Source organism: Stenotrophomonas sp. STEN029, from assembly GCF_056760015.1.
Genome location: NZ_JBRREC010000023.1, coordinates 19872 through 43276, shown reverse-complemented (window position 1 = coordinate 43276; position 23405 = coordinate 19872). Strand labels below are relative to the sequence as shown.

Here is a 23405-nt window from a genome sequence, read left to right as displayed (position 1 = left end):
ACCCGCACGAATGGATTGGACGGAGACCTGGCGCTGGCCCCTGCCTATGCTGCGGGGACGCTACCCCCGGCAGGTAGGCTCTCGCTCAGGCGACTAAGTTGACAAATGCGACAAGGGCGACTAGAGTGAATCCTGTCTCAAACCTGCTTGGGAGATGACCATGCCCACCGCCATTGAATTCATTGCCGATCGTCTGCCGCGCGTCACCGTGGAGGACGTGCGCCGTTTCGCGGATACCGTTGAAATCCGGGATGCGCCGGCTTTCGCGGCCGAGTTGCAGGCGTTCATTCACGAGCGCGTGGAGGCGGTAAAACTGCCAGCCAACCTCGAAGGCGAAACGGTGGAGCAGGCCCTGGCGCGCAAGGCGGCCGCGCTGCGCACCGAAACGCGCTGGACCCCGACTGAAACCGACGTCCAGCGAGGCCGCGCCGTGTTGCTGGAATCCTTCAACCAGCCGCACAACCTGCCGATCCCCGAGTACGCCAAGCTGGCGGACAAGTCGCGCCAGCAGATCTACAAGGACATCCTCGCGCGCCGGCTGCTGGCGCTGAATGTGGGGCCGCGCGGCCAGAAGCTGCCCGACTGGCAGCTCGACCCGGTGAAGCAGCAGTTGACCCAAACCGTGCTTCAAGAGGTCGAGGGCATCGACCACTGGACGATCTACCGCGCACTATCCGAACCGCTCGAAGGCTTGGGCGGACGCTCGCCGGTGGATGCGGTGACGCATGGCACAATCGATGACGTGGCCGAAGCGGTGTTCAACGTGCTGGGCGTCCAGGTGCATTGAGGCAAGACCGCCATGAGCCGCGAACTGCCCTTGTTCTTGATCGATGCGGGTGAACTGCTCCAGCATGTGAGCCGCGTCGTCTATCGGGGCAGCCCGCTGTACTATGGCCGCAGCGGCACCAATCGCTACGACGACCCGGCGCGGACCTACGGCGTGCTCTACCTGGGCCGCGACCTGTCCACGGCGCTGATGGAGTCGGTGTTTCACAAGCACCAGTGGCTGGCGGACGAGAAGCGCTCGATTGCGCTGAAGGAAGTCGAGAGCCGGCTCGTGCGGGCCGTGGGGGTCCTGGACGACGTGCGCTTGGCCGATCTCACGGCCGAGGGTGTCATGGCGGGTTACTTCGGCCTGAACCTGGAACAGTTGGCCAGCCGCGACTACACGCACACGCAGCAGGTGTCCGCCCAGGTGCATGCGATGCTCGGCGATGATGGCCAGCCGCTGTTCGACGGGGTGCTCTATCCGTCGCGCAACAACTATCCCGCCAAGAGCATCGCCCTGTTCGAGCGTGCGGCAGCAAGAGTCGGCGTTGTCGATGACATCGACCTGGTGGACCATGTGGACTGGCCGCGCTTCGTTGCCACGTATCGCGTCGGCGTGGAGCCTGATCCCGGGCCGGTGGAACCGGATGACGAAGCGTCCTGAAGCGGCAAGAGAGCACATTGAAGCCCCAAACAGAATGAAATGGACCAAACTGGAATAGGCATCCCTCTGTAGCAGGAGACGACCATGAACACCACGACCCGCATCAGCACCGCAGAACGCCTCGGCCGCACCTTTGGCCGCGGATGGCGCGCCTACGCGCGCGGCGAACGTCGGGCGTCGAACTGGTTGGTGTCCAAGGGGGTGCCGGCGGCCGTTGCCACCGCGCTCGTGTGGGTGGTCAAGCTGTCTGTGGTGGGATTGCTGCTCTACGTTGCTTTTTGGTTCGCACTCGTGTTGTTGGGCGTCGTGGCGGCGGCGTGGGCTGCTGCTGCCAATACCTCTGACGAGGACGAGTGGCCTTTCACCGATCTCACAGAACTGCGCAAGACACCGGGCTACGATCCCAATCTGTACAACGATACGTCGCACGAGTTGTACACCGACGACTGACGGACTCCGGGCTACTTCAGCTTGCCTCCCGTGAGTGCCCCAGCCCCCTTGCCCCCGGCTTGGCCGGCGCTCTTGCTGCCGTCCGACAACCCCTGAATGGCATGTCCCGCCCGAATTCCAACCCAGGTCAGGCTTGCCAGCCAGAATCCTGGCAGCACCAGGAACATCGTGCCCGCGACGAACATCAAGAGCATGTCGCCGAACGCATTGTTCAGCCCCACCAGCGGGTCGAAGTTCGTGTGTGGCCGGTTCCAGCCAAAGCCCCAGCCATAGAGCGCATCGAGGATAGTGCTGTCGATCCAGCGAGCGAGCTGGAACCAGAAATCCACGAAGAACAGCGCGAATTGCACGACGCTGACCGTGACGACCGTCTTCAGGTCATAGGTGCCCACGACCAGCACGAGCGGGATGCAGATGACCAGCGCCATCTTGAGCAAGGCGAGGACCATGGGTAGAGACTGTCTCACGACGTCCATGGCGGGAAACGCGGCAATCGCGCCGACGGCCATCCCAACGTCTCCCGTGGCCCGTGTCACGATGTTCGGCAAGGTCTTGTCGATCTGGCCTCCGTAGTCCGTATAGACGCTGCCCTGGTTCAACTTCTGCTGCCGCGGTGACGCGATGGCTCGGATCACCGAGTCGTCCACCTCGGCCCGGCTCAGGAACCCGGCCCAGCCCGCCAGGCGACTCAACAGGCTCGGGTCCACCTGACCCAGCAGGCGTGCCCGCAGGCCGTTACTTCCATCGCTCCACCACTGGCGGCAGGTCGGGTAGCCGCCACCGCTGGCCACCTGCGCAAGCCCTGCGTCGCGGGTGCTGTCATAGGGCCAGTCCTCGCGTGGGGTGCTGGAACGGTATGTGTCGTAGTAGCCGTTCGTGTCGGTGAAGAACCGCGATCCGATCCAGGTCACGTCGTGCATCTGCTGCTCATCGAGCTGAGGGCGCTGCATGAACAATTTGGCCCGTGCAGGCCCATAGCAATCCCGCGAGAAATCCGCTACTTCCTGAGCCAGCACCGGGTCATCGATGCGCGTAGCGTCGATCTCCATGCGCATCTGCCGCAGGTCCGTGCCGCACGGGATCGCTGCCACCGAAGCGCCCGTGACGGCGCGCGAGAGCGCGTGCATGAACGCCCACCACACCGGCACCTTCGCCGACTGGTTGTTGATGGTGCTGAAGGACTGCGACCAGCCGGTATCCCCGGGCTGCGCCACGCTGACCTGGCACTGGGCCGAGCGCGAGCTGTCGTACTGGATGGTGTTCAGGTCCACGTCGATGAACGGAATGCCGGCGAACATCACCACCACGATGGCGACGAAGACCCGGTTCTCGATGCGGGCGGCGCTCAGCACGCCTTTGTTGCCCTCGTCGGCGCCTTCCGCACGGGCCTTCAACCACTCCTGCACGATGATGGCGACGAAAGGCAGCGCGAATACCCCGCTGGATACGAGGACCGCCCAGATGCCGTTGTTGACGATCCAGGACACGAGGGTTAGGTAGTACTCCAGGTAGTCGGTCGTGAAAAGCGTCATGGCCTCGATCCCCTCAAGCGGCCTGCATCAACAGGCTGGCTTCCAGCGCCACGATGGCAACAATGCCGGCGACCTCAGCGCGAATCAGCCGGCGTCGGGCCAGCGTGCTGTCCTCGCGCGCCAGCAGCCGCCGCCGCATCCAGACCCAGCCGCAGGCCGTCGCCCCGTACAGGAACAACCGCCACACGAAGAAGTAGCCCGATGCGGCCGCGAGCCACCGCTCCCAGCCGGCCACGCTGCCAACGAGATAGATGCCGGCGATGTTGGCGCCCACCGCAGCGGCGACGATCACGGCCGCCCACAGCAGTGCTTTCGCCGCACGCCGGCTGATGAGCCAGCGCAAGGGGCGCCAGGCCATGCGCTCCGCGCTCATGGCCGGCCTCCCGGATTGCCCTTCTGCAACTGGTCGAGGCGGTCGGGCACCGGATCGCCCTCATAGATGCCGCGCGAGCCTGCCGCGCGCGTGCCATGGCGCTGGATGATGGCCATCGGCGAGTTGTTCGCCAGCTCGCGCCGCAGTTCAAGTTCGGTCTTGAGGTTGCGGATCTCCCGGTCGAGCGTGTCGCTCTCGTGGTTCACGGCCTCGACTGCCAACTCGTTGGCTGCCACGTTGGGCTCTTTCTTGCCGGTGAGCAGCGTGCGCTGGAGCAGCAGTGCCTTCTCCAGCACCGACGAAAGCGCCACCTCGGACGCGAGGCGCCGCGCCAGCAGGTCCTGGTCCGGCTCGTCGCGCAGCGCCTCGATGACGCCGCGCGTGATCGGCAGCGACGTGCTGCCGGCCTCGCGCAAGTTCTCGAAGGTGGTGTTGCGCACGCCGGAAACCAGTTCCTGCAAGACTTCCAGCTTGGCTTCGTACTCCTCCTGGATCAGCGGCGTCAGCCCGACGCCGGGCACCGTCTCGGTCTTGGTGCAGGAATCGCACGTGCGCTGCACCTGTTCCCCGAGGACCCGGGTGGCCCATTCGGTCGCCTGCTGCGGCGACGTCCAGGTCTGGCAGGACAGGCTCGCGCAACTGGTGGACGCGATGGAGGATGTGTCCGTCACGCCGCGCCCGTTGACCAGGTTGTAGCCCGCGCGGGTGACGTCGCCGACCACGCGGATGGCGGACTGGCCTGCGCCACCGGCATTGCTGCCGCCCACCCAGGGAAGGCCGTCGTTGCCGCGGCGCGTCTCGGCCTGCTCGACGGCCGACACGGCATCGTTGCTGCCAACCGCGTCACGCAAGGCCATGCCTTCGGCCATCTGGCTCCAGCCAAGCTGGCCACCCGCAGTCTCGGCCATCTTCTCCGCCATGGCGCGGCACGTCAGCTTGGAGCGGTCGAAGTCCAGCCGCGCCTGCAGCACGCCGTTGGTCAGCAGGTTGTACAGGCCCGGATCGGCGCGCTGAATGATCAGCGCCGGCAGCGATGCAACCGCGCTGGTCGCGCTCTGGATCACGTTGCTCATGATCTGCTGAAAGCCGTTCGTGATGCCGTTGAGCTGATTGCGCAGCGTGGTCTGGATGCTCATGTCGCCGCAGATCAGGTTGCTGTTCCACCCCACGCCGACCCCGATGGAGCGCATGCCGGCCGCGCGGCCCATGGACACCGCACTGCCACCGCCGATCGAGTACATGACGTCATCGCCGAGGACGGGGCCGCTGTTCTGGTATCCGACCTGCGCCCACGCCAGGCCGCAGACCAGAGCGAGCGGGCCGGCCAGCGCCTTCGGGCGCAGCAGGCGGCACGCCTTGGCGGAAAGGTTCATCGATTCAGGACGCTTCATCGTGGCACCTCAGAGGAAATCGACGCTGCCCAGGAACACCTGCCCGCGGCGTTCGCAGCACGCATAGGGACGCCACAGCGCCCAGGCGTAGTCGCCTTGTTGGGCCTGGGTCAGCGTGCCGCTGTGCGGGAACACCACGCAGGTGTTGGACAGGCGCGGCGTCAGCTCCTGCCACTTGCCCGTAGAGGCATCACCCTCCATCAGCGCGCCGGCCGGCCAGTAGCCGTCGCGGGCGTTGGCAAGCAGCGGCTGGTACACGTGGATCTGCCCGCGGCGCGTGACGACATCACCGGCGCGCTGGGCCACGACGGCCCCGGATTTGTAGTCATCGGTCTGATGCAGGAAGCCGCCGCGCGGATAGACATTGCCCCAGAGGTTCATCGTGGTGCGCGCACCGACCTCGCGCATGCCCGGAATCAACGCCTCCGGGTAGGCCATTTCAGGCACGTTGTAGCGCCAAGCCAGCGTGTCCAGGGTGCTGAGTAGATACGGCATGAAGGCCGTGCCCGCGCCTTGGCAGAAATAGCCCGACGACGATGCGAACTGGTTGAATACCTCGCCGCCAGGATGGCCGATGACATCGCTGTTCTTGAATTTGGCGAGGTTGTTGTCGTGGTCTTCGTTCGTGGTCCCATCCCCACCTGCCTGTGCGGATGGGTTGGGCGTGCTCATCGCCTGCACCTCGACCCAGGGGTTCTCTCCGGTGTTGCTGTAGCTGGAGACGACCGCATCGGGCACGTAGTGCCGGACCTTGGTGGATGTGCGCACCGTGCAGCCCGTCCAGGTGCAGTAGAGCCAGTAGCAGATGCCCACCACCCGGTACTCCAGGCAGTCCGGCGACATGACGGAGGACACGATGGTGGCGGTGTTCAAGGCGTAGCTGCCCGTGGCGCTGATCAGCAGCAGCGAGGCCACGGCGACGCGCAGGCGGCGCAGCAGGTCGAATGGGCGATGGGTCACGGCTGCGTCCTCCGGTGTTGCTCGATGCGCGCGACGGCCCGGGCCACGTCCGGCTCGCCATAGACCACAAAGCGTTGATCCACCACGACGGCCGGGATGGTCGTGACACCCAAACTCCATGCGTCGGTGACGCCCTGGTAGGCGGTGCCGATGCGGCGCTGAAGATCGGTGCCGCCTTGCTTCAGGCGTTGCCGGACGATGGCTGCTGCCCGCTCAGGGTCGGCTGGAAGATTCGCGGAAAGCTCGGCCTCGATCCGGGGCGTTTCGCCCAACTCGATCAGTCGCTCGCCGCCCATGGTCTTGACCGGGTGGCGGCTGTCGGTGACGACCACCACGTCGGCGGCGAAGGTGGCCGGGCTGAACACCGCCAGAGACGTCGGCAGCGCCACGGCCAGGCCAAGGGTTCGCCAGCCTGGTGCGAACCGGGTAAAAGCTGCTGGCATGTCATGTGCCCCGGAAGTTGATCAGGGCCATAGTCAAACGCCGAACCCCAGGCGGCCCCAACAAACAATGCGCATCGCGGCCACCCCGCATACCTGCTTGCGTCGCCGCAAAGAAAAAAGCGGAGGCCGAAGCCTCCGCGCTGATCAACGAAGCAGTGCAACCCTTACAGCAGGCCGGACTCCGCAAAGGAGAACGGGGCACCCTGGCCGACGATGATGTGGTCCAGTACCCGCACATCGATGAGCGCCAGCGCGGCCTGCAGTTGCTGGGTCAGCATGCGATCCGCGCTCGACGGCTCGGAAATGCCCGAGGGGTGCTGGTGCGCGAAGACCACCGCGGCGGCCTTCAACTCCAGCACACGCTGCACGACGACACGCGGATAGACCGAAGTCGAGTTGATCGTGCCCCTGAACAACGGCTCGTAGGCCAGCACCTGGTGCATGCTGTCCAGGAACACCGCGGCGAATATCTCATTGGGCTCGGCGACCAGCTTCACGCGCAGGTAGTCGCGCACGGCCGTGGGGTCGAGGAGTTTCGCACCCGCTTTGAAAACCCGCTTCTCCAGCAGTGCAATGGCTTGCTGGATGATCCAGTCCTCGTGTTGGGCAGCGATGGCGGAAAGCGACTCCAGGCAGGAGTCATTGACGACGAAAGACATGGCGAACCTCCAGACGGTGAGATCGGAGGGCGCGCGCCCTGGGAGGGCAAGCCCTCCTGGGGAACGAACAAGGTGCATCCATCACCGCGGCAGCGGTGATCGTTCGCGGCCAGGATGCGAGGCGAACGGGTTTCGGTCAGCGCAGTGGACTGCGCCGTAGCCTTGAAGACCGGGGCTACCTGGGCATGTCGCCGACGACGTCGGCAGGCATTTCCGATGTAGTAGGTGTGGCGGCGGGATCGCCGGCCGCGAGCATGTCCATGGCCGACAGCAAGGCATCGCCCTCGATCGGACCCTGCAGTAGGATCGCCTTGCCGGTTTCGCGATCGTGCAGCCGCAGCGACGGCGTGGCGGTCACGCCGCTGCTCGTGGCTTCCGCCGTCTGGGTGCGGATCGGCGCCTCGGGCCGTTCGCTCGCCAGACACTGCTCGATGGCTGGCGTAAGGTCGGGGTACCGCAGGTCCTCGGGCAAGCCCTGGCCGTCGCTGCGCGTGTGGGCATAGACCCACTCGACAGCCTGCCAGAAGGCGGCATGGCCGCCAGATTCGCCGGCGCACTCCGCCAGGCTCGCTTCGGCAGACGCGGCCGGCTCATGCGCGGCCAACGGGAGGTGGTGCCATTGCAAGGCCACGTCCGCGTTGCCGGCCACCCAACGCTTGAGCACTGGGAAATAGGATCGGCAGAACGGGCATTCGAGGTCCGCGTAGAGCGTCAGCGTGAAACGCCCTTCCGGATTTCCCATCTGCCACGGAGGCCCGGCCACCTGCGTCACGCTGACCGGCGTTGAAGTCTGGGGAGTGGACTTGCCAGAATAGCGGGACACGAGCCAGATCAGCAGCAGCGCTACCAGCACGGCGGCCAACACCCAGGGCCAGCTGAGCCTCCAGCGCCGACGGCGGAACGCCTGTACCTGCATCGGAATGGATGGGCGTTTCTGTTCCATGGCGTTCTCCGGTGTACGGCAGATTCAGGGCAGGTCCAGGGTCGGCGACTCGATGCCACGTGCCCGGTCGATCTTCTCAGCCACCTTGAAGGCGGCATCCAGCTCGCTGACGCCGTGCTGCTGCATGAGCTGGTAGCGTTCTGCCTTCTCCTCGGGCTCGGTTTGCGCGAGCGCGAGGTAGAGACTTGGCGGCACGGCGCGGAACAGCACTTCCATGCTCTTGGAGAGGATGACGCCCTCGGTGAACTTGCCCGCTTCCTTGCGTGCGGAGAGCATCAGCGCCTTCTGCGCCGGCGAGAGTTCGCGGAACCTGGCGATCTTCTCCACTTCGTCCGGCGGCATCGACAGGCACACCCACCACTCGATCATGTTGAGCATGGGCTCTGCGGCGCGCGGCAGATCGTCGATGTTTTGCGTCGCCAGCCAGAACCAGGCGCCCAACTTGCGCCACATTTTTGTAATTTTCACGACATAGGGCGCGAGCAGCGGGTTCTTGGTGATGATGTGACCTTCGTCGGTCACGTTGACGATCGGCCGGCCCAGGTACTGGTCGCGCTCGGCGATGTTGTTCACCGTGCTGATCAGGCTGATGTAGGCGATGGAGAGCTGCGCGTTGTAGCCCTCGCGGGCATAGGTCGCCAGATCGACCAGCGTGATGTCGGCCTCGGGCCACGGCGTGCCGTCACGGTCGAACATCTCGCCGTCCGTGCCTTGGCAGAACATGTCCATCGCGTCCGCCATCTCCAGCAGCCGCACGCGCCGCATCTCGGGCAGCGTCGGGTCCTGGCCACGGGCGCGCAGCGCGTTGCGCACGTCGCGCGTGAGCACGGTGCGCTTTTCGGCCACGCAATGTTCGGCGGCGTCGAGGATGCACTGGCGGATCAGCGAGCGGTCGGCCCGCGTCATCCGCGCTTCTTCCTTGTCTTCGCCGCCCGTGATCATCAGCCGCGCTGTGATCTCCAGTTCGCCCAGCACGTCGCGCTGCTCGTCCGCTTCCATGGCCGAGGCATCGGGGGGCAGGTCTTCGTCCAGCGCGTCGGCATCGAGCGTCTGTACGTCGCTGGGCGTTTCGATCAGCCGGCGTGCGTCGGCGAACGGCGCCAGGCTGATGCCCGATCCGGGGGCCAGCTTGACCCGGTTCACGGTCAGGCCCAGGCGCCTGGCGAAGTCGCTGAACAGGCCGAAGCTGTTGCCGGCTTCCACGATGAAAAGCCGCGGCCGGTAGATGGCCGTCACCTGGTTCAGCAGGTTGTTGAGCGTGGCGGACTTCCCCGAGCCGGTGGGGCCAAATAGAAACAGATGGGCATTCATCTGCCGATCCAACCTGTTCAAGGGGTCGAACGTAATCGGGCCGCCGCCGCGATTGAACATCGTGATGCCGGGATGCCCCGTGCCCTGGGCGCGGCCCCATACTGGCGACAGGTTCGCCGCGTGCTGGGCGAACATCAGTTGCGTGTACCACCGGCGCCGGTCCTTGCCGGGGTTGTAGCAGCACGGCAGCCAGCGCAGGTAGCTGTTGAGCGGCGCCACCTCGTCGTCCTCGCGCACCGGCTGCAGGCCGGCGTTGAGCATCACGTTCGCGAGGTCCAGGCCGCGCCGATCCAGTTCCGCCTCGTCGCGCCCGCGTAGGTAGAACGCCAGAGTGCCCCGGTAGAGCTTGTGCGCGCTGCCGATCAGGGAGCGGGCTTCATGCACGTCCTTGAGCGTCTGCTCCGACGCCAGCGTCTCGCCCACAGCTTTCTTCGCCAGATGGTTGAGGTCCGATTCGAGGACGTCCTGCGGCGTGGCCACCATGGTGAGACACATCAAGGTGTCCTCGGGCATCTGGTCGAACAGCGTGTTGATCGCGTCCCCCTTGCGGGTCTCGCCGGTCAGGTGCCCGGTGCCGGGCGGCATGCGCAGCCGGTCGGTGATCAGCACGCGGTGCGGCATGCCGTCGAAGTACCAGGCCCCTTGCGCCACGTCCGAGCGCGGCTGCCCAAAGAACAGCCGCTGGCTGAAATCCCGCCCGCTCGCCAGCTCGATCTCGCCGGCCTCGCTTTCCTCGGTACTGTCCGGATAGCGCGCCAACGCGTAGAAGCGCTCCCGGTCCTCCACCCCAGGCCCGAGCAGCGTGGGGCGCGGGTTGAACCACCGCAGCAGCCAGTCGTGGACGTCGGCCGCGACCATGCGCCGGGCCTGGATGCCGGCGTTCGCCAGGCCGCCGCACAGGCGGTCGCAGACGATGCCCAGCATCTGCTCGGGTGTCTGGCCGCGGCGGTTTGCCTGTCCCTGTCCGCTCGCGCGGCGGTACACCACCATGCGCACGCGCCGCGTCTGGCCGCGCCAGCGCAGCCGCGTGACCACCGTGTCCTCGAACAGGCCGCCGGGCTTGGCCACAGCGCGCAGGTGGTGGCCGAAGAAGCGCAGGTAGAACTCGGTGAACGCCGAGCCGCGCGCACGTGGCTGCACGTAATCGCGCAAGGTCTGCATGTACTGGTCGAAGCTCGGTTCGTCCTGGGCATAGAGCTGGAGCACCCACGGGTTCTCGTCCAGTTCATCGAAGCTGTCCTGAAGCGCGTTTTCCAGGGCGTCGCGGGCATGCGCGAGCCAGCCGGGTTCCCGGCCTTCGGTGCCCAGCGGCACCAGCTCGTAGAAGGCGGCCACCGATTGGCCGTCCTCCAGGAGCATCGATTTCGACTCGGGCAAGAACTCCACCCAGGGCAGCAGTTCCACGAAGGACGGTGCGACGTCGTACAGCGCCTGCTCGTCGGCCACGGTCGCCGGCTTGCGGCCCTGGACCGCGGCGCCGGGTTCGGGGATGCCGGCTTGCTGCAAGGCCTCGACGTGGCGCTGCCAGCCGTCCGGCTGCTCGTCGGCGGCGGTGTCTTCGGCGCTGACGGCAGCCAGCTTCGGCCATGGAAGTTTCCACCGCATCAGTAGTCCTCCGTCCTCTCGCCAGGCATCGCGTACTGCACGCGCTGGTACAAGGGGAAAACCGTCGTGTAGCCCGGCACGGGAACGGGGTCGGTGCCGGCCAGGTGCGGGTACACGTACATCACGAGATCGGGATTGGGCAGACGCTGGAACTGGCGGTGAACCTCATTGCGCGCGGTGCGCGTGTAGCGCATCTGCTCGACAGGTGCGGCCTGCACGTCGGCGTCGGTCAGGGGCCGACGCAGGCTCTGGCGCGCATCGAGCAACTGGCGGCCGGCGTTCCGTCCGGCTGCGCCACCGCCGTCGCCGGCCTCCTGCTGCCAGATGTCCATCATCGTGCGGTCACCGTGGGTCAACAGCTTTTCCTTGCTGGTGGCGCAGCCGGCGAGCACCGCGACGGCGAGGGCCAGTGCTAGGCCACGGGCCAGGTTAGTCAAGTTCAAGGGCATGGCTTTCTCCTGCGCGGTGATCGACCTTGCGGCCTTCGGGATCGAAGTCGATGGCGAGCGGCTTTTCGAGGTGGACGGCAACCTTGGCGCCGGGTTGGACATAGACGGCGGCGAAGGCTTGGCCGTAGAGCTTGTTGACCCAGGCCGACATGTCCCGGACACCGCCCGCGAGAATCTGGCCGACCGCTTCTTGGCCGGTGATGCCCACGGTGCCGATGGAGCCGTCCGAGCCGACATAGGACATGCGGCCGCTGCCACTCTCGATGAGCGAGGCCACACCGGCACCGGCCGCGGTGATTAGGGCCTGCGAGCCGAGGTATTGCTGGGCGTTGCTGCGCCGCTCGCCGCTGACGCAAGGAATGCCGTGGGGATCGCTGATCCAGCCCAAGCCGTCGCGCTGTTGGTTGTTCTGCTGGTTGCCCTCGCGGTCTTCGGGGATCGTGCGAATCGTGCCGTCGTTGAAGACGAACGTGATGCTGCGCACCTGACCTCGCACGCACGAGAGCGTCCAGTCGCCCGAGGCGGTGCCGCTGAACACGGCGCCGGCCACGTCGGGAATGTCGATGCCATTGGCGGTCAGGTTGTCCGGCCCGACCAGAACTTTGAACGGATAGGGATCGTTGACCGTGCCGTCGATCGGCACGCGGCCGATCAGGGCCGTCATCGCCACCGATCCCATTAGCGTCGAGTTGGTCGGCACGGTATAGACCGGCTTGGCATTCTTGACCCCGGCGGCGCGGGCGCCCGCGTTGGCCACGGTTTCAGCGGTGGTTTCGAGCGTGCTCTGCGCCGGGCCGAAGCTCGTGGGGAAGCTCATGCCGCCGCTCGCGCCACGCCCCCCGTTGCGCCCCTCGGCGGGCTTTGCGTCGTCCGGCTCGACCCACCGCACGCCGCCCTCCATGCCGGCCTCGTCGCCGCCCTGCAGCCCCAGGCCCACGGGCAGGTCCGCATGGCCGCCGCCGCGCCCGCCGATGCTGTCCAGGCGCCGCTGCAGGTCGGCGAGCAGCCCTTCGGTCTGCTGGCGCGCGCTGGCCGCCTGCTCTTGGTCGCGGCGCAGGTTGGACCGCTCGGATTCGAGCGCCGAGTTGATGCGCTGGTCGATGGAGTTCTCGCGCTGGCGCAGCCGCTGGTTCTCTTCACGCTGCGACTTGTTGTCCGAGAGCGCGGTCTGAAGCTCGGTGCGCAACTGCTTCACTTGGGCAACGAGCGTCGCCACGGTGTCGCGCGGGGTGTCGCCTTCGATGCCCAGCGCCTTCATTTCCTCGGGCGTGAGCTGGGCGCCGTTGTCCGCCGCGGGTGGCGCCGTGCCGCCTCCACCCGAGAACAGCCGGATACCGGCGAACAGCACCAGGATGGCGACAGGGATCATCAGCCACTTGAGCAGGCCGTTACTGCGCATGGCGGGCCTCCTTGGCGTTCTCGTCGCCGTCCGGCTGCGGCAGATGCACGGCAGGGTCGAAGCGGTGAATCGCCGGCAGCAGCGACTGCGCGAGGCCGCGGCCGCGCGTGACCAGGTACAGCACGGTCGTGTCCTCGGTCGTGCCGCGCGGGCCCAGCGCCTCGTGCTGGAAGGTGGCGGTGAGGAAATCGCCTTGCAGCACGCGCGGGTCGAGCGCGACCCAGTCGGCGCCGGTGTTGGTGAGGCGCACGGCAGTCACCCATTGGTCTTCCAGGCGCCACGACGCGAGCACGGCCGCGCGCACCGGCAGCGTTGGCATCAGTGTGTCCAGGTCGAGGTCGCGGGGAAGGTTGACCCGCATGACGCCCGGAAGCGGCTCGACGGTGCGCAGCGGTGCGTAGAGGTTCTGCGCGGCGAAGCGCGTCAGCACGACAGGGACCGGAGTTTCGCGCCGCGCGGTCCGCGCACCTGCCTGGCCCTGGGCGCGTGCCGGGGCCTCGGCACTGTCGGCCTGCTCGCCATAGCGTCCCGGTGCGCTGTCACCCTCGACGATGCGCACCGGCTCCAGCTCGGCTTCCCCGTCCTTGGGCGGTTCGGCTGCGATGTCCAGCAGGATCAGCGCGCCCGTGTCGGCGTCCTGCAGTTGCAACCGCGTGGGCTCGATCGGCTCGCTGGCACGCAGGTACACCGCGCCGCCCGCACTCTGCACGCGCAGGCGTTTGCCCACGCCTGCGGGCACGCCCACGCGCACGTTCCGGTCGATGAATACGATGCGTTCCTGACCGACCTTCAGCGGCACTGCCAGTGGCATGCGTTCCCAACGCAGGATCTCCACCGCCTGGGCGACGGGTGCCGCGGCCACGGCCAGTAGCCCCAGCAGCGCGAGTACAGGATGCTTCATGGGGTGTTTCCTCCTTGAGGCGCTTGCGGATTCAGGTCACTCGGCGCCGGGCGCGCCGGCTCCGGTGCACTGATGCGCTGGGGCGCGCCTTCGTAGCAGTCCAGCGCCAGGCCGAACGGGTTGCGGGCGGGATCGACGTCCACCCGCGTGACCTTGATCGGATAGCGCACCAGGGCGCGTTTGACCTGCTCGGCGCCGTAGTACTCGTCCGCCGTGATGTCCAGCGTCACCACCCAGTCGCGATCGGATACGGTGCGCACGCGCGCCGTGGGGTCGTCGCCATAGCCGCGGCCGGGAATCTCGTAGATGCCGCGCACGCGCTGACGCAGCTCGCCCGTGGAGCGGCGGTAGTCATAGTCCGCCCGCAGGAAGGCCTGGCAGGACGGGGTGAGGTACGGCGAGAGCGTATGGAGGTTGCGCGAGTAGTCTTCTTCGCCATTGGTCGGCCAGCGGTTCAGCGTCTGGAACACGTAGAACGTGAACGCATAGACCGATTCGGGCGGCACTTCCCACCACTTGCGGGTACTGCCAGAGCGCAGGTCGGGCGGGACGTGGATGGTCAGGTCGCGCGGCGCGCTCCACCAGCCGCCGCCCATGACCAGGGCGACAATGACCAGCGCGCCCGCGCCCAGGCGCAAGGTCTTGATGTGCGCCTGCAGGTGGGCGATCTCGTTCTTGAAGCGGCTCATCGCATGCTCCTGCGGGTGGACCAGAAGCCCGAGCGCGAGATCAGCACGTGGCCGCCCACCCAGCCGGCCATCAGCGGATGGCGCGTTGCGATGCGCCACTGCAACTGTCGATACAGCCAGGTGTCGGGGCGCCCACGCTTGAGGCGGCGCAGGATGCCGCCGCCGATGAACACGCCCAAGGCCACGCCCAGGACAACGAACGTCGGTGCGATGGCGATCGTGCGGAACACCCACGAAAGCGGCGCGCCGACCAGCAGGCCGGCCGCGCCGGACAGGCCGCAGCAGATCCACAGCTCGTCGGCGGTGAGGCCGCGCACGACCACGGGATGGCGGTTGAGCCGGTGCGGAAGGAACGTGACCGTCCCGTCCGCACGGACGTGCTGCTGCTCGGACATACCGGCCTCGCTTACAGGATGCCGGTGGCTTCGGTGAGCAGCCAGATGCCGATCACGAGCAGCACGGCGCCGATGGCGACCGTGAGGCCGAATTGGCCCCACGTCTTGCGGCCGGTGTGGATCTCCGCGTAGGTGCCGTAGGCGTGGTAGCAGACGCCGATGAACATCGACGCCACCACCAGCAGGGCCACGAGCATGATGATGTCGTAGCCGTAGTTGCGGATGGTCTCCATGATGCCGTTGCCGGTGCCGCGCGTCGGGTTCTCCAACTGCGGCAGACCTTGCGCGAACGACAGTGCGGGCAGCGCGGCGGCGCCCAGGGCCACGGCGGCGCGCTGGGCAAAACGGGAAGTGAGGTTGCGGTTGTGCATGGTCGGGCCTTTCATGTCAGGACAGGAGGAAGAAACTCAGGACGAGGTACATCGCGACGAAGCGGATGCAGACGCCGAGGAACTGGCGCTGGTTGAGGCGGCTCTCGGACCACCCCACATAGGCCGTTCGGATGGCCCAGACGCCCCACACGAGCAGGACCGCGAACACGACGCCGACCAGGACGGTCGCCATCGCGGAAGGCGCGATACCGCTGTTGGCTTGAAATGCCGAGACCTGGGCGCCGTTCATTGCTCGCCCTCCGCAGTCGTCTTCGGCGATGGCGAAGCGGCCCGCTCGGTGCGGTAGTCGCCGGCCAGTTCGGAGGGGTCGCGCGGCTGAGCGCGTGATGGCGTCAGGTGGAACTGGATGCCGGCGCGCACGCGCGCCAGGTCAGCCAGCAGCCGTGGGTAATCGAAGTGGTAGCGCTCGCCCGGCTGGATGGGGGCATGCGCGGCGCTGTCCGCGACGGTGCGTTCCAGCGCGTCGAGCTGGCGCAGCGCGGCGACCAACTCCTGGCGCTGCGCCGGGGACTCGGCCAATGCCATCGGGGACTGGCCCAGCACGAGGGCCGTCACGAAACAAGTGGGCACGCCGCGATGCGCGGCGCGCAGCCAGATCGAAGCCACCATCGCGCCATTCCTGTGTGATCAGCAATGGGTTGATCGTGGAGATCAGGGCTGTTTCAGGCCGCAAACAATAGGAACTGGCGGACGACCGGATTGGGCATGCTGCGAGCGAACCTACAAAAGCACGGGTCGCGCTTCGATTATTGCGTTTTTCGAGTATTTCGAATATGATCGGCTCTGCAACCGTTTTCGCTTAGGAGCTACCCATGACCACCGCCACTGCCCAATCCAAGATGACCCTTCCCGCCGCGGGAGAGGTGAAGGCAGCCGTCCAGGGTCAACGTGCCTTGGCGGCTTACCTCGCAACCCAGTTCGAGACGCAGCACATCCAGATCTTTGATGACCACAAACAGGCTCATCAGGTGGAACTGCCTACCTCGGCTTTACGCCTGCTGGTCGACATCCTGGCCGAGTTGGCCGATGGCAATGCAGTAAAGGTGGTGCCCGTCCATGCAGAGCTGACGACCCAAGAGGCGGCGGACTTGCTCAACGTGTCCCGTCCCCATTTCGTCAAGCTGCTCGAAGATGGGGTGTTGGCATTTCATCGCACCGGCAAGCACCGCAGGGTGAGGTTCGCCGATCTGATGCAGTACAAGGAAGCGCGCGAGCGCGCCAGTGAGCAGGCGATGGCCGAACTCGCTCAGCAGTCGCAAGAGTTGGGAATGGGATACGAATGAGGCATTCCCCATTCACCGCCGTCTACGACGCGTGCGTTCTATATCCCGCGCCACTGCGGGATTTCCTGATGTGGCTCGGCCTGTCTGGCCGCTTCCGGGCGCGGTGGAGCCAAGCCATTCATGAGGAGTGGAAACGCAACCTGTTGATCAACCGCCCCGATCTCACCCGGGTTCAGGTCGACAGGACGTCGGATCTCATGGACCGGGCAATTCCGGACGGCTTGGTGGAGGGCTACGAAGCGCTCGTGGCAGGCCTGACATTGCCCGATCCGGACGACCGGCACGTCCTGGCTGCGGCGATTCGCTGCGGTGCGAGCGTGATTGTGACGTTCAACGAACGGGATTTCCCGAACGATCTGCTGGCTCCGTACGGCATCGAATCGCAGCACCCCGATGAGTTTGTGGACAACCTACTGGATCTGGACGCGGCCGCCGTGGTGTCGGCTGCGCAGCGCCAGCGTGCCCAACTCAAGCATCCGCCGATCGAGGTGGACCGCTATCTCGAAATCCTGCTGCGCCAGGGCCTTGTGCAAACGACCAAGGTGCTGGCGACCTATCGCACCATTCTCTGACCCGCCGAGAGCCACGGATGACCAAGAATCCTTCATCAGACGCCACTTTGCCGAAAGGCATCCATCGAAGCTGGAAGCTGCCGGACACGTCGCTGGGCGCCCTGTGGGATTCCATCGTCATGGACGAAGCTCTCAAGAAGCAGTTGCTGTCACAGGCGATCGTCAACTTCACGGTGCGCCCCAAGGTGGAGCGCACGGTACTCCCCCTGCACGGCGTGATCTTGTTGGTCGGCCCGCCGGGGACTGGGAAGACCTCCTTGGCACGGGGCTTGGCGCATCGTGTGGCCGAATCTTTTTCTTCTGCGAAGTTTCGATTGCTGGAAGTAGAGCCTCACACGCTGACGAGCTCTGCAATGGGAAAGACTCAACGCGCCGTGGCAGACCTGTTCTCGCAATCGATCGCAGAATCCGCAGCGGCGGGCCCGACGATCGTCCTTCTGGACGAGGTCGAAACGCTTGCGGCTGATCGAGCCAAGCTCAGCCTGGAAGCCAACCCGGTTGATGTGCACCGGGCCACCGACGCGGTGTTGGTGCAGTTGGACATGTTGGCCGAACGCAACCCGCATCTGCTGTTCGTGGCCACCAGCAACTTCCCACAGGCCGTCGACAGTGCCTTCCTATCTCGTTGCGACATGGTGATGGAGGTGCCACTGCCCGGCAAGGATGCCTGCAAGCAGATCCTGGTGGACTGCCTGAATGGCCTGGCAAAGACATTTCCGGGGATTGGCAAGCTTTCCTCGGCTCACCAGTTCGACGCGTGCGCTGGCGAGTGCGTCGGATTGGATGGTCGGGCCATTCGCAAGGTCGTAGCCAACGCCCTCGCGGCCGACCCGCAAGTGGCTATCGATCCGAACAAGCTTTCCGTAGAGCACCTGCGCAGTGCGATACGACAGGCAACGCAAATGCGCCTTCAAGGAGGGAAGCAAAAATGACCACCGTTGTCAGCCGGACGTTTCGCAGCTCGCCGCACCGCGATGCGTTGCAGACGTGGGATGCCATTGTCGAACTGCTCACTCAGGGCAAGGACGGCACGGCTCGCTCTGAACTCAGGGCCGTGGCGGGCGTGGCCGCCAGCTTGATCGCCGACCAGGCACCCAAGAGCGCGCCCATCGTTGCGACATGCGATGGACCACGGACCAGGATCTACTGCCTCTTCGACGAAGACGCGATCGATGGTGATGATGCCAACGAAGAAGTCTTGGGGTTCGAGCCGTTGAAGGGAGACTGGGGAGTCTCGCTGCCGTGTCCGAAGGAGCAGCTCGGCTGGGTGCAAACCGCGCTCAAAAAGCACAGTTCTCGCATCATTGCACGGGACTTGAGCCAAGGAATTGCCACGCAGGCGCAGGCCGATGCTGGACAAGCGCTGTCGCTCGACCTCGGAGGTTTCCTCAAGTCATGAGCACCGTCGCCACCTACTCGTACACGCACTCGGTTACCTATGTGACCGACAACATCCTCAAGAGCTTGAAAGACATCATCCTGCTCAGTGGGCTGGACCCCGAGCACTTCGCGGATCGCTGGGAGAGCAATACCCGAGCCATCAAGACGTGGCTCGGGACCGGTGATCTGCGCAAGGTGATTCTGGAGATCTACAACCCGGCAACCGACAAACTCGTGACCCGATGGGATATCGACATCGTGTATGGGTGGTCCGATGGCGACGGCAGCTTCTGGACGGATACCGAGCAGTTGAAGTACGCGATCAAGAAAGCTGGGCTGCTGCCATCGCAGGCCAAGTACAAGTTAATGCTCGATACAAAGCCAGGGCGGCCTGATGTGGAGGGGTGGAGCAAAGGAAGTTATCGCTCGACGGATGGAATGGTCAAGCAGAGCCTAGGCTCGACTGTCGAACACAGCGGCCTGGCGGGTCAGGCCGGATATTGGAGGCAACGCTGATGCTGTCGATCGATGAAGCTTTTCGCAAGTTCAAGTCGCGTCTGGAACTCAACGAACGCGAACAGAAGAATGCCTCGCAACGCCAGAACGAAGTGCGGGACTACCTGCAGACCAAGTTCGGCATTGCGCGCAGCTTCCTGACCGGGTCCTATGCTCGATACACGAAGACGAAGCCGCTCAAGGATATCGACATCTTCTTCGTGCTGAAGGACTCGGAGAAGCATTACCACGGCAAGGCCGCATCGGTAGTGCTGGATGATTTCCACTCTGCATTGGTGGAGAAATACGGTTCGGCGGCCGTGCGCAAACAGGCGCGCTCGATCAACGTGGATTTCGGTGTTCACATCGACGCGGAGGACAACACGGACTACCGGGTGGTCAGCGTGGATGCGGTGCCCGCATTCGACACCGGCGACCAGTATGAGATCCCCGATACGGCGTCCGGAAAGTGGATCAAGACGGACCCGGAGATCCATAAGGACAAGGCGACCGCAGCGCACCAAGCCTATGGCAATGAGTGGAAAGGTCTCGTGCGCATGGTGAAGTACTGGAACAACAATCCCAAGCACGGCGATCAGAAGCCGGTGAAGCCCTCGTTCCTGATCGAGGTAATGGCCCTTGAGTGTCTTTACGGCGGCTGGGGAGGATCGTTCGATCGCGAGATCCAGTCGTTCTTTGCCACGCTTGCCGATCGTGTTCATGACGAGTGGCCGGATCCCGCCGGACTTGGCCCGGCGATCAGCAACGATATGGATGCCGCGCGCAAGCAGCGCGCGCAGCAGCTGCTGTTCCAGGCGAGCCAGGACGCAAGCATCGCCATCGACCACGCGCGTCGTGGTCGCAATATCGAAGCGCTTCGCGCCTGGCGCGCACTGTTTGGCCCCAAGTTCCCACTGTCCTGATTCCATCGGCTTCCATACACGTCCCATCGAGGTACAGCATGTCCCAGTGGTCGCTTTCCCAGCTCCTGTCGTCCCTGCATGAAGACATCCAGCAGCGCTTGTCCGTAGTACGCAAGACCTTCGGTCACCCGGGTACGAAGGGGGATGCGAGCGAGAACGTCTGGATCGACATGCTGGATACCTATCTGCCCAAACGGTACCAGGCGGCGAAGGCGCATGTGGTGGACAGCCTGGGGAACTTCAGCCAGCAGATCGATGTGGTGGTGTTTGATCGGCAATATTCGCCTTTTATCTTCACCTACGAGAACGAGACGATCATTCCAGCCGAAAGCGTGTACGCCGTGTTCGAGGCCAAGCAGACGGCTGACGCGGGGCTTGTGGCCTATGCCCAGGAGAAGGTCGCCAGTGTGCGCAGGCTGCACCGCACGAGCCTGCCGATCCCGCACGCTGGCGGGACCTACCCAGCGAAGCCGTTGATTCCGATTCTGGGTGGCTTGCTCACCTTCGAGAGCGAATGGAGTCCTGCATTGGGCCCATCCATGGACAAGGCGCTGAACGCAAACCTCACCGAGGGGCGTCTGGACATCGGATGCGTTGCCGCCCACGGGCACTTTTTCTATGACCAAGCCAGCGGCGCGTACAGCTACACCAACGAAAACAAGCCGGCGACCGCGTTTCTTTTCAAGCTGATCGCGCAGCTTCAGTTCAGTGGAACGGTCCCCATGATCGATGTGGAGGCTTACGGTCAGTGGTTGACCAAGTGAGGGGTCGCTGTGGCAAGCATACGTTCGGAGTACCACCGGTTCCTGGCGCACTTGACGCAGCGGCACGTGCACGACGACGTGCGCCGGCTGGCGCACCTGGTGCTCGATCACCTGCAGCCACTGGCCGAGGTCGGTGCTGCACGCCGGGGGCGCTCCACGCGCTTGGCGCCGCTGGCCATCGCGCATCTGGCGCAGATGCCTGTCGCCTACGACGGGGACGCGCGCGGCCCCGAAAACGGGCCGGCGCTCGGGCGACTGCACCAGCTCGAAGTCGGGCCGTTTCGAGGATTCATGCGGCAGGAGACGTTCGACCTCAGCCATGACATCACCTTGGTCTACGGTGCCAACGGCACCGGCAAGAGCAGCTTCTGCGAAGCCTTGGAAGTGGCGATGCTCGGTTCGATCAGCGAAGCGCAGGCCAAGCGGGTCGACCAGCGGACGTACTGCAACAACGCTCGCCTGCGCCGCCACATCGCGCCAGTCCTGTCGTCTACGGCGGCGGGCGAGGCGCAGGCCGTCCAGCCCGACGAAGCTGAGTATCGCTTCTGCTTCATCGAGAAGAACCGCCTCGACGATTTCGCCCGAATCGCCGCGCGGACCCCGAGCGATCAGCGCCAGCTCATCGCCACCCTGTTCGGCGTGGACCAGTTCAGCGAGTTCGTGCGCGGCTTCAACCCCTCGCTCGATCAGGACCTGATGCTTGCCGGCGTGCAGGCGGCGCAGCTGGCGCAGCGTCGCCTGCAGTTGGCGAACTCCGAACAGACCATCGCCGCCTACCCGCAGAAGATCGCAGCGGTCGAGGGCCTGGAACAAGCTTTGGCGCAGCGCATGTCACCTGGCGCGACCTATCAAACCTGCGTGGACTGGCTGCTGGGTACGCCGCAGCAGCAAGGACGGCTACCGTATGTCCAGGCTCAGCTGGACGCCAACCCGCCTGCCATTCACGAGGTGACCCAGGCCCGCCTGCAAGCGTTGCTGGCAGAGGCCTACCGCGTCCAGGGACTGTGGCAAGCGTCTTCCGCGCAACTCGCGGCCCGCGCCGGCGAGGTGTCGTACGCGAAGCTCTACGAGGCCGTGCAAGCGTTGGCGGACGGGGCGACCGCGTGTCCGGCATGTGGAACCGAACTGGCCGCCGTGGCGCAGGACCCGTTCGCCAGGGCGCGAATGGGCCTGGAGCAGCTCGCGCAACTGGCCGTCCTGCAGCAGCAGGAGGCCGGGCATCGGACACAGTTGAGCGAGGCGGTCCGAGCGCTGTGTGACGAAATGCGCCGCGTGGTGGCGGCGGCTGGGGTCGCTTGTCCTGCCGAATCGCAGGCCGCGGGCCTGCCACTGCTGCCTCCCACGTCGGCGGGCAATTGGCTCGGCGGCGGGGTGAATGGGGACCAGCGCGCCTGGCAAGCCCTCTTACGGATCGCACAGATCATCGAAGGCTTCGACGCGCAGGCGCGCGACGTGAATGCCCAGCGCGGCGCGATGGCCCAGGAGCGGGACCGCCTGCAACAGCATCAGCTGGAGATCGAACGGCTGCGGACCATGCGCACGACTGCGGATCAGGAGCTGGCGGCCGCCCGCCAAACCGTGGCCCAATTCGACGACGCGAACCGCGGCCTGATCCAGGCGGCCACGGACGAAATGCCGGTGGTGGTGCACCATCAGCGGGTCAAGGCCGCCTACGACGGTTTCCTGCCCGAGATTCAGGCATACCTGACCGCTCTGCCGGGGGTTCTGCTACAGGGGCTGGGAGACCAAGCCCGCCATCTCTACAACGCATTCAACCGGGCCGATCCGCCCGGCGATCTGCTGCACGCGCTGTGGTTGCCCGTGGCCGAGAACGGCAAGATCGAGGTGGAGTTCGCCGGCGAGCCGGGCGCGCGCTACGACGCGTTGATCGTCTTCAGCGAAGGGCACATCAAATGCCTGGGCCTGGCGATTCTGCTTGCCAAGAACCTCGCGCAGGGCTGCCCCGTGGTCATATTCGATGACGTCGTCAACGCGATCGACGACGACCATCGCGATGGCATCTGGCGTACCTTCTTCGAGGACGGTTTGCTCCACGGCAAGCAGGTTATCCTCACCTCGCACGCAGAGGAGTTCCTGCACCGCATCCAGCAGGAGTTGGGCGTGCGCCGCGCCGCGGCCATTAAGCGCTACAAGTTTCTCCCGCATCAGGGAGAGCACGAACTGCGGGTCGACAGCGACCCGCCAGCGAAGAACTATGTTCTTCTGGCCCAGCAGGCGTTGGCGGCTGACGAGAAACGCGAGGCACTGCGTCAGGCCCGGCCGGCGCTGGAGAGTCTGACGGACCGCCTGTGGACGTGGCTGGGTCGGCGGGCGGACGGCCGGATCGACATCAAGCTGAGCGGGCCCCGCGCGCCTTGGGAGCTGAACAATAAATGCACCAAGTTGCGGTCGGCCGTCGAGCGTATCGCGGCGCAACATGCGGGTGCGCCGGATGCCGTAGGGGCGTTGGTCCGGCTGCTCAATGTCAGCGGTACGAGTATTGAATGGGGTTACCTCAATAGCGGTGTGCACGACGCTCAGCGCGATCATGAGTTTGATCGGGCGACGGTAAGAACGGTCGTCGAGGCGGTTACGGCGTTGGATGCTGCTCTTGATACCCTGCAGAACCGATGAACGGCACACGGCTTTGCAGAGCCGTGCCGC

Annotated in this window: 27 protein-coding genes; 11 read left to right on the top strand and 16 right to left on the bottom strand. The window is 65.5% G+C overall.

Features of this window, described 5'->3' with window-relative positions; translation table 11 throughout:
• Positions 1 to 160 precede the first annotated feature (160 nt).
• The 3 genes from ACVOLI_RS07535 (at position 161) to ACVOLI_RS07525 (ending at position 1882) form a co-directional block, all read left to right on the top strand.
• Positions 161 to 787, top strand: coding sequence for a hypothetical protein (locus ACVOLI_RS07535; protein ID WP_003109769.1), 627 nt, complete (start codon positions 161 to 163; stop codon positions 785 to 787).
• A 12-nt stretch (positions 788 to 799) separates the two neighbouring features.
• Positions 800 to 1432 (top strand): RES family NAD+ phosphorylase, encoded by a 633-nt coding sequence (locus ACVOLI_RS07530; protein WP_003090219.1) that lies wholly within the window; start codon positions 800 to 802, stop codon positions 1430 to 1432.
• 84 nt (positions 1433 to 1516) lie between these two features.
• Positions 1517 to 1882 (top strand): DUF3742 family protein, encoded by a 366-nt coding sequence (locus ACVOLI_RS07525; protein ID WP_003090216.1) that lies wholly within the window; start codon positions 1517 to 1519, stop codon positions 1880 to 1882.
• Between the two features lie 11 nt (positions 1883 to 1893).
• Here ACVOLI_RS07525 and ACVOLI_RS07520 read toward each other — a convergent pair whose 3' ends face one another.
• The 16 genes from ACVOLI_RS07520 to ACVOLI_RS07445 form a co-directional block, all read right to left on the bottom strand.
• On the bottom strand, positions 1894 to 3414 hold the full coding sequence (locus ACVOLI_RS07520) for a conjugal transfer protein TraG N-terminal domain-containing protein (protein WP_003090214.1): 1521 nt from the start codon (positions 3412 to 3414) through the stop codon (positions 1894 to 1896).
• Positions 3415 to 3427: 13 nt separating this feature from the next.
• The gene (locus ACVOLI_RS07515) at positions 3428 to 3787 is read right to left on the bottom strand and encodes a hypothetical protein (protein ID WP_003090212.1); all 360 of its coding nucleotides are present in this window, start codon (positions 3785 to 3787) and stop codon (positions 3428 to 3430) included.
• On the bottom strand, positions 3784 to 5178 hold the full coding sequence (locus ACVOLI_RS07510; protein ID WP_003109770.1) for an integrating conjugative element protein: 1395 nt from the start codon (positions 5176 to 5178) through the stop codon (positions 3784 to 3786). Before ACVOLI_RS07510 ends, ACVOLI_RS07515 begins: the two co-directional genes overlap by 4 nt.
• A 9-nt stretch (positions 5179 to 5187) precedes the next feature.
• A complete protein-coding gene (locus ACVOLI_RS07505) occupies positions 5188 to 6138 on the bottom strand; it encodes a TIGR03756 family integrating conjugative element protein (RefSeq protein WP_003109771.1) in 951 nt (316 codons plus the stop codon).
• Positions 6135 to 6581, bottom strand: a complete 447-nt coding sequence (locus ACVOLI_RS07500) for a TIGR03757 family integrating conjugative element protein (protein ID WP_003109772.1) — start codon at positions 6579 to 6581, stop codon at positions 6135 to 6137. The genes ACVOLI_RS07505 and ACVOLI_RS07500 overlap by 4 nt, the downstream gene beginning before the upstream one ends.
• Before the next feature lie 164 nt (positions 6582 to 6745).
• A complete protein-coding gene (locus tag ACVOLI_RS07495) occupies positions 6746 to 7240 on the bottom strand; it encodes a JAB domain-containing protein (protein ID WP_003090203.1) in 495 nt (164 codons plus the stop codon).
• 175 nt (positions 7241 to 7415) lie between these two features.
• Complete coding sequence (locus ACVOLI_RS07490) at positions 7416 to 8183, bottom strand: DsbA family protein (RefSeq protein ID WP_003090202.1); 768 nt, start codon at positions 8181 to 8183, stop codon at positions 7416 to 7418.
• Positions 8184 to 8207: 24 nt separating this feature from the next.
• Positions 8208 to 11099: a conjugative transfer ATPase gene (locus ACVOLI_RS07485; protein ID WP_003105079.1), complete on the bottom strand. Its 2892-nt coding sequence runs from the start codon at positions 11097 to 11099 to the stop codon at positions 8208 to 8210.
• Entirely contained in the window at positions 11099 to 11527 is a 429-nt protein-coding gene (locus tag ACVOLI_RS07480) for a TIGR03751 family conjugal transfer lipoprotein (protein WP_447914603.1), read from the bottom strand. The genes ACVOLI_RS07485 and ACVOLI_RS07480 overlap by 1 nt, the downstream gene beginning before the upstream one ends.
• Position 11528: 1 nt before the next feature.
• Positions 11529 to 12947 (bottom strand): TIGR03752 family integrating conjugative element protein, encoded by a 1419-nt coding sequence (locus tag ACVOLI_RS07475; RefSeq protein ID WP_003109776.1) that lies wholly within the window; start codon positions 12945 to 12947, stop codon positions 11529 to 11531.
• Positions 12937 to 13848 carry a TIGR03749 family integrating conjugative element protein gene (locus ACVOLI_RS07470; RefSeq protein WP_003105643.1) on the bottom strand — a complete coding sequence of 304 codons (912 nt, stop codon included), beginning with the start codon at positions 13846 to 13848 and terminating at the stop codon, positions 12937 to 12939. The genes ACVOLI_RS07475 and ACVOLI_RS07470 overlap by 11 nt, the downstream gene beginning before the upstream one ends.
• Positions 13845 to 14537, bottom strand: coding sequence for a PFL_4703 family integrating conjugative element protein (locus ACVOLI_RS07465; protein WP_003105641.1), 693 nt, complete (start codon positions 14535 to 14537; stop codon positions 13845 to 13847). The genes ACVOLI_RS07470 and ACVOLI_RS07465 overlap by 4 nt, the downstream gene beginning before the upstream one ends.
• Complete coding sequence (locus tag ACVOLI_RS07460; protein WP_003105639.1) at positions 14534 to 14932, bottom strand: TIGR03750 family conjugal transfer protein; 399 nt, start codon at positions 14930 to 14932, stop codon at positions 14534 to 14536. The genes ACVOLI_RS07465 and ACVOLI_RS07460 overlap by 4 nt, the downstream gene beginning before the upstream one ends.
• Positions 14933 to 14943: 11 nt before the next feature.
• The gene (locus ACVOLI_RS07455) at positions 14944 to 15303 is read right to left on the bottom strand and encodes a TIGR03745 family integrating conjugative element membrane protein (RefSeq protein WP_003090173.1); all 360 of its coding nucleotides are present in this window, start codon (positions 15301 to 15303) and stop codon (positions 14944 to 14946) included.
• 16 nt (positions 15304 to 15319) lie between these two features.
• The gene (locus ACVOLI_RS07450) at positions 15320 to 15553 is read right to left on the bottom strand and encodes a TIGR03758 family integrating conjugative element protein (RefSeq protein ID WP_003050225.1); all 234 of its coding nucleotides are present in this window, start codon (positions 15551 to 15553) and stop codon (positions 15320 to 15322) included.
• Positions 15550 to 15933 (bottom strand): integrative conjugative element protein, RAQPRD family, encoded by a 384-nt coding sequence (locus ACVOLI_RS07445; RefSeq protein WP_003105635.1) that lies wholly within the window; start codon positions 15931 to 15933, stop codon positions 15550 to 15552. The genes ACVOLI_RS07450 and ACVOLI_RS07445 overlap by 4 nt, the downstream gene beginning before the upstream one ends.
• A gap of 203 nt (positions 15934 to 16136) precedes the next feature.
• On the opposite strand from ACVOLI_RS07445, the gene ACVOLI_RS07440 reads away from it, so the two are divergent.
• The 8 genes from ACVOLI_RS07440 to ACVOLI_RS07405 all read left to right on the top strand — a co-directional run bounded on the left by ACVOLI_RS07440 (position 16137) and on the right by ACVOLI_RS07405 (position 23375).
• The gene (locus ACVOLI_RS07440; RefSeq protein WP_003050245.1) at positions 16137 to 16607 is read left to right on the top strand and encodes a helix-turn-helix domain-containing protein; all 471 of its coding nucleotides are present in this window, start codon (positions 16137 to 16139) and stop codon (positions 16605 to 16607) included.
• Positions 16604 to 17179: a PIN domain-containing protein gene (locus ACVOLI_RS07435; protein WP_003109777.1), complete on the top strand. Its 576-nt coding sequence runs from the start codon at positions 16604 to 16606 to the stop codon at positions 17177 to 17179. The genes ACVOLI_RS07440 and ACVOLI_RS07435 overlap by 4 nt, the downstream gene beginning before the upstream one ends.
• Before the next feature lie 17 nt (positions 17180 to 17196).
• Complete coding sequence (cap6, locus tag ACVOLI_RS07430) at positions 17197 to 18111, top strand: CBASS system CD-NTase-associated protein Cap6 (protein WP_003105629.1); 915 nt, start codon at positions 17197 to 17199, stop codon at positions 18109 to 18111.
• Positions 18108 to 18578 carry a type III CBASS phage resistance system CD-NTase-associated protein Cap8 gene (cap8, locus tag ACVOLI_RS07425; protein ID WP_003105626.1) on the top strand — a complete coding sequence of 157 codons (471 nt, stop codon included), beginning with the start codon at positions 18108 to 18110 and terminating at the stop codon, positions 18576 to 18578. The genes cap6 and cap8 overlap by 4 nt, the downstream gene beginning before the upstream one ends.
• Positions 18575 to 19075: a type III CBASS phage resistance system CD-NTase-associated protein Cap7 gene (gene cap7 / locus ACVOLI_RS07420; RefSeq protein WP_003090159.1), complete on the top strand. Its 501-nt coding sequence runs from the start codon at positions 18575 to 18577 to the stop codon at positions 19073 to 19075. Before cap8 ends, cap7 begins: the two co-directional genes overlap by 4 nt.
• On the top strand, positions 19075 to 19977 hold the full coding sequence (locus ACVOLI_RS07415) for a CBASS oligonucleotide cyclase (RefSeq protein WP_003105624.1): 903 nt from the start codon (positions 19075 to 19077) through the stop codon (positions 19975 to 19977). Before cap7 ends, ACVOLI_RS07415 begins: the two co-directional genes overlap by 1 nt.
• 38 nt (positions 19978 to 20015) lie before the next feature.
• Positions 20016 to 20741 (top strand): CBASS effector endonuclease NucC, encoded by a 726-nt coding sequence (nucC, locus tag ACVOLI_RS07410; protein ID WP_003050273.1) that lies wholly within the window; start codon positions 20016 to 20018, stop codon positions 20739 to 20741.
• A 66-nt stretch (positions 20742 to 20807) separates the two neighbouring features.
• Complete coding sequence (locus ACVOLI_RS07405; RefSeq protein WP_003105622.1) at positions 20808 to 23375, top strand: AAA family ATPase; 2568 nt, start codon at positions 20808 to 20810, stop codon at positions 23373 to 23375.
• The last annotated feature ends 30 nt before the right edge of the window (positions 23376 to 23405 follow it).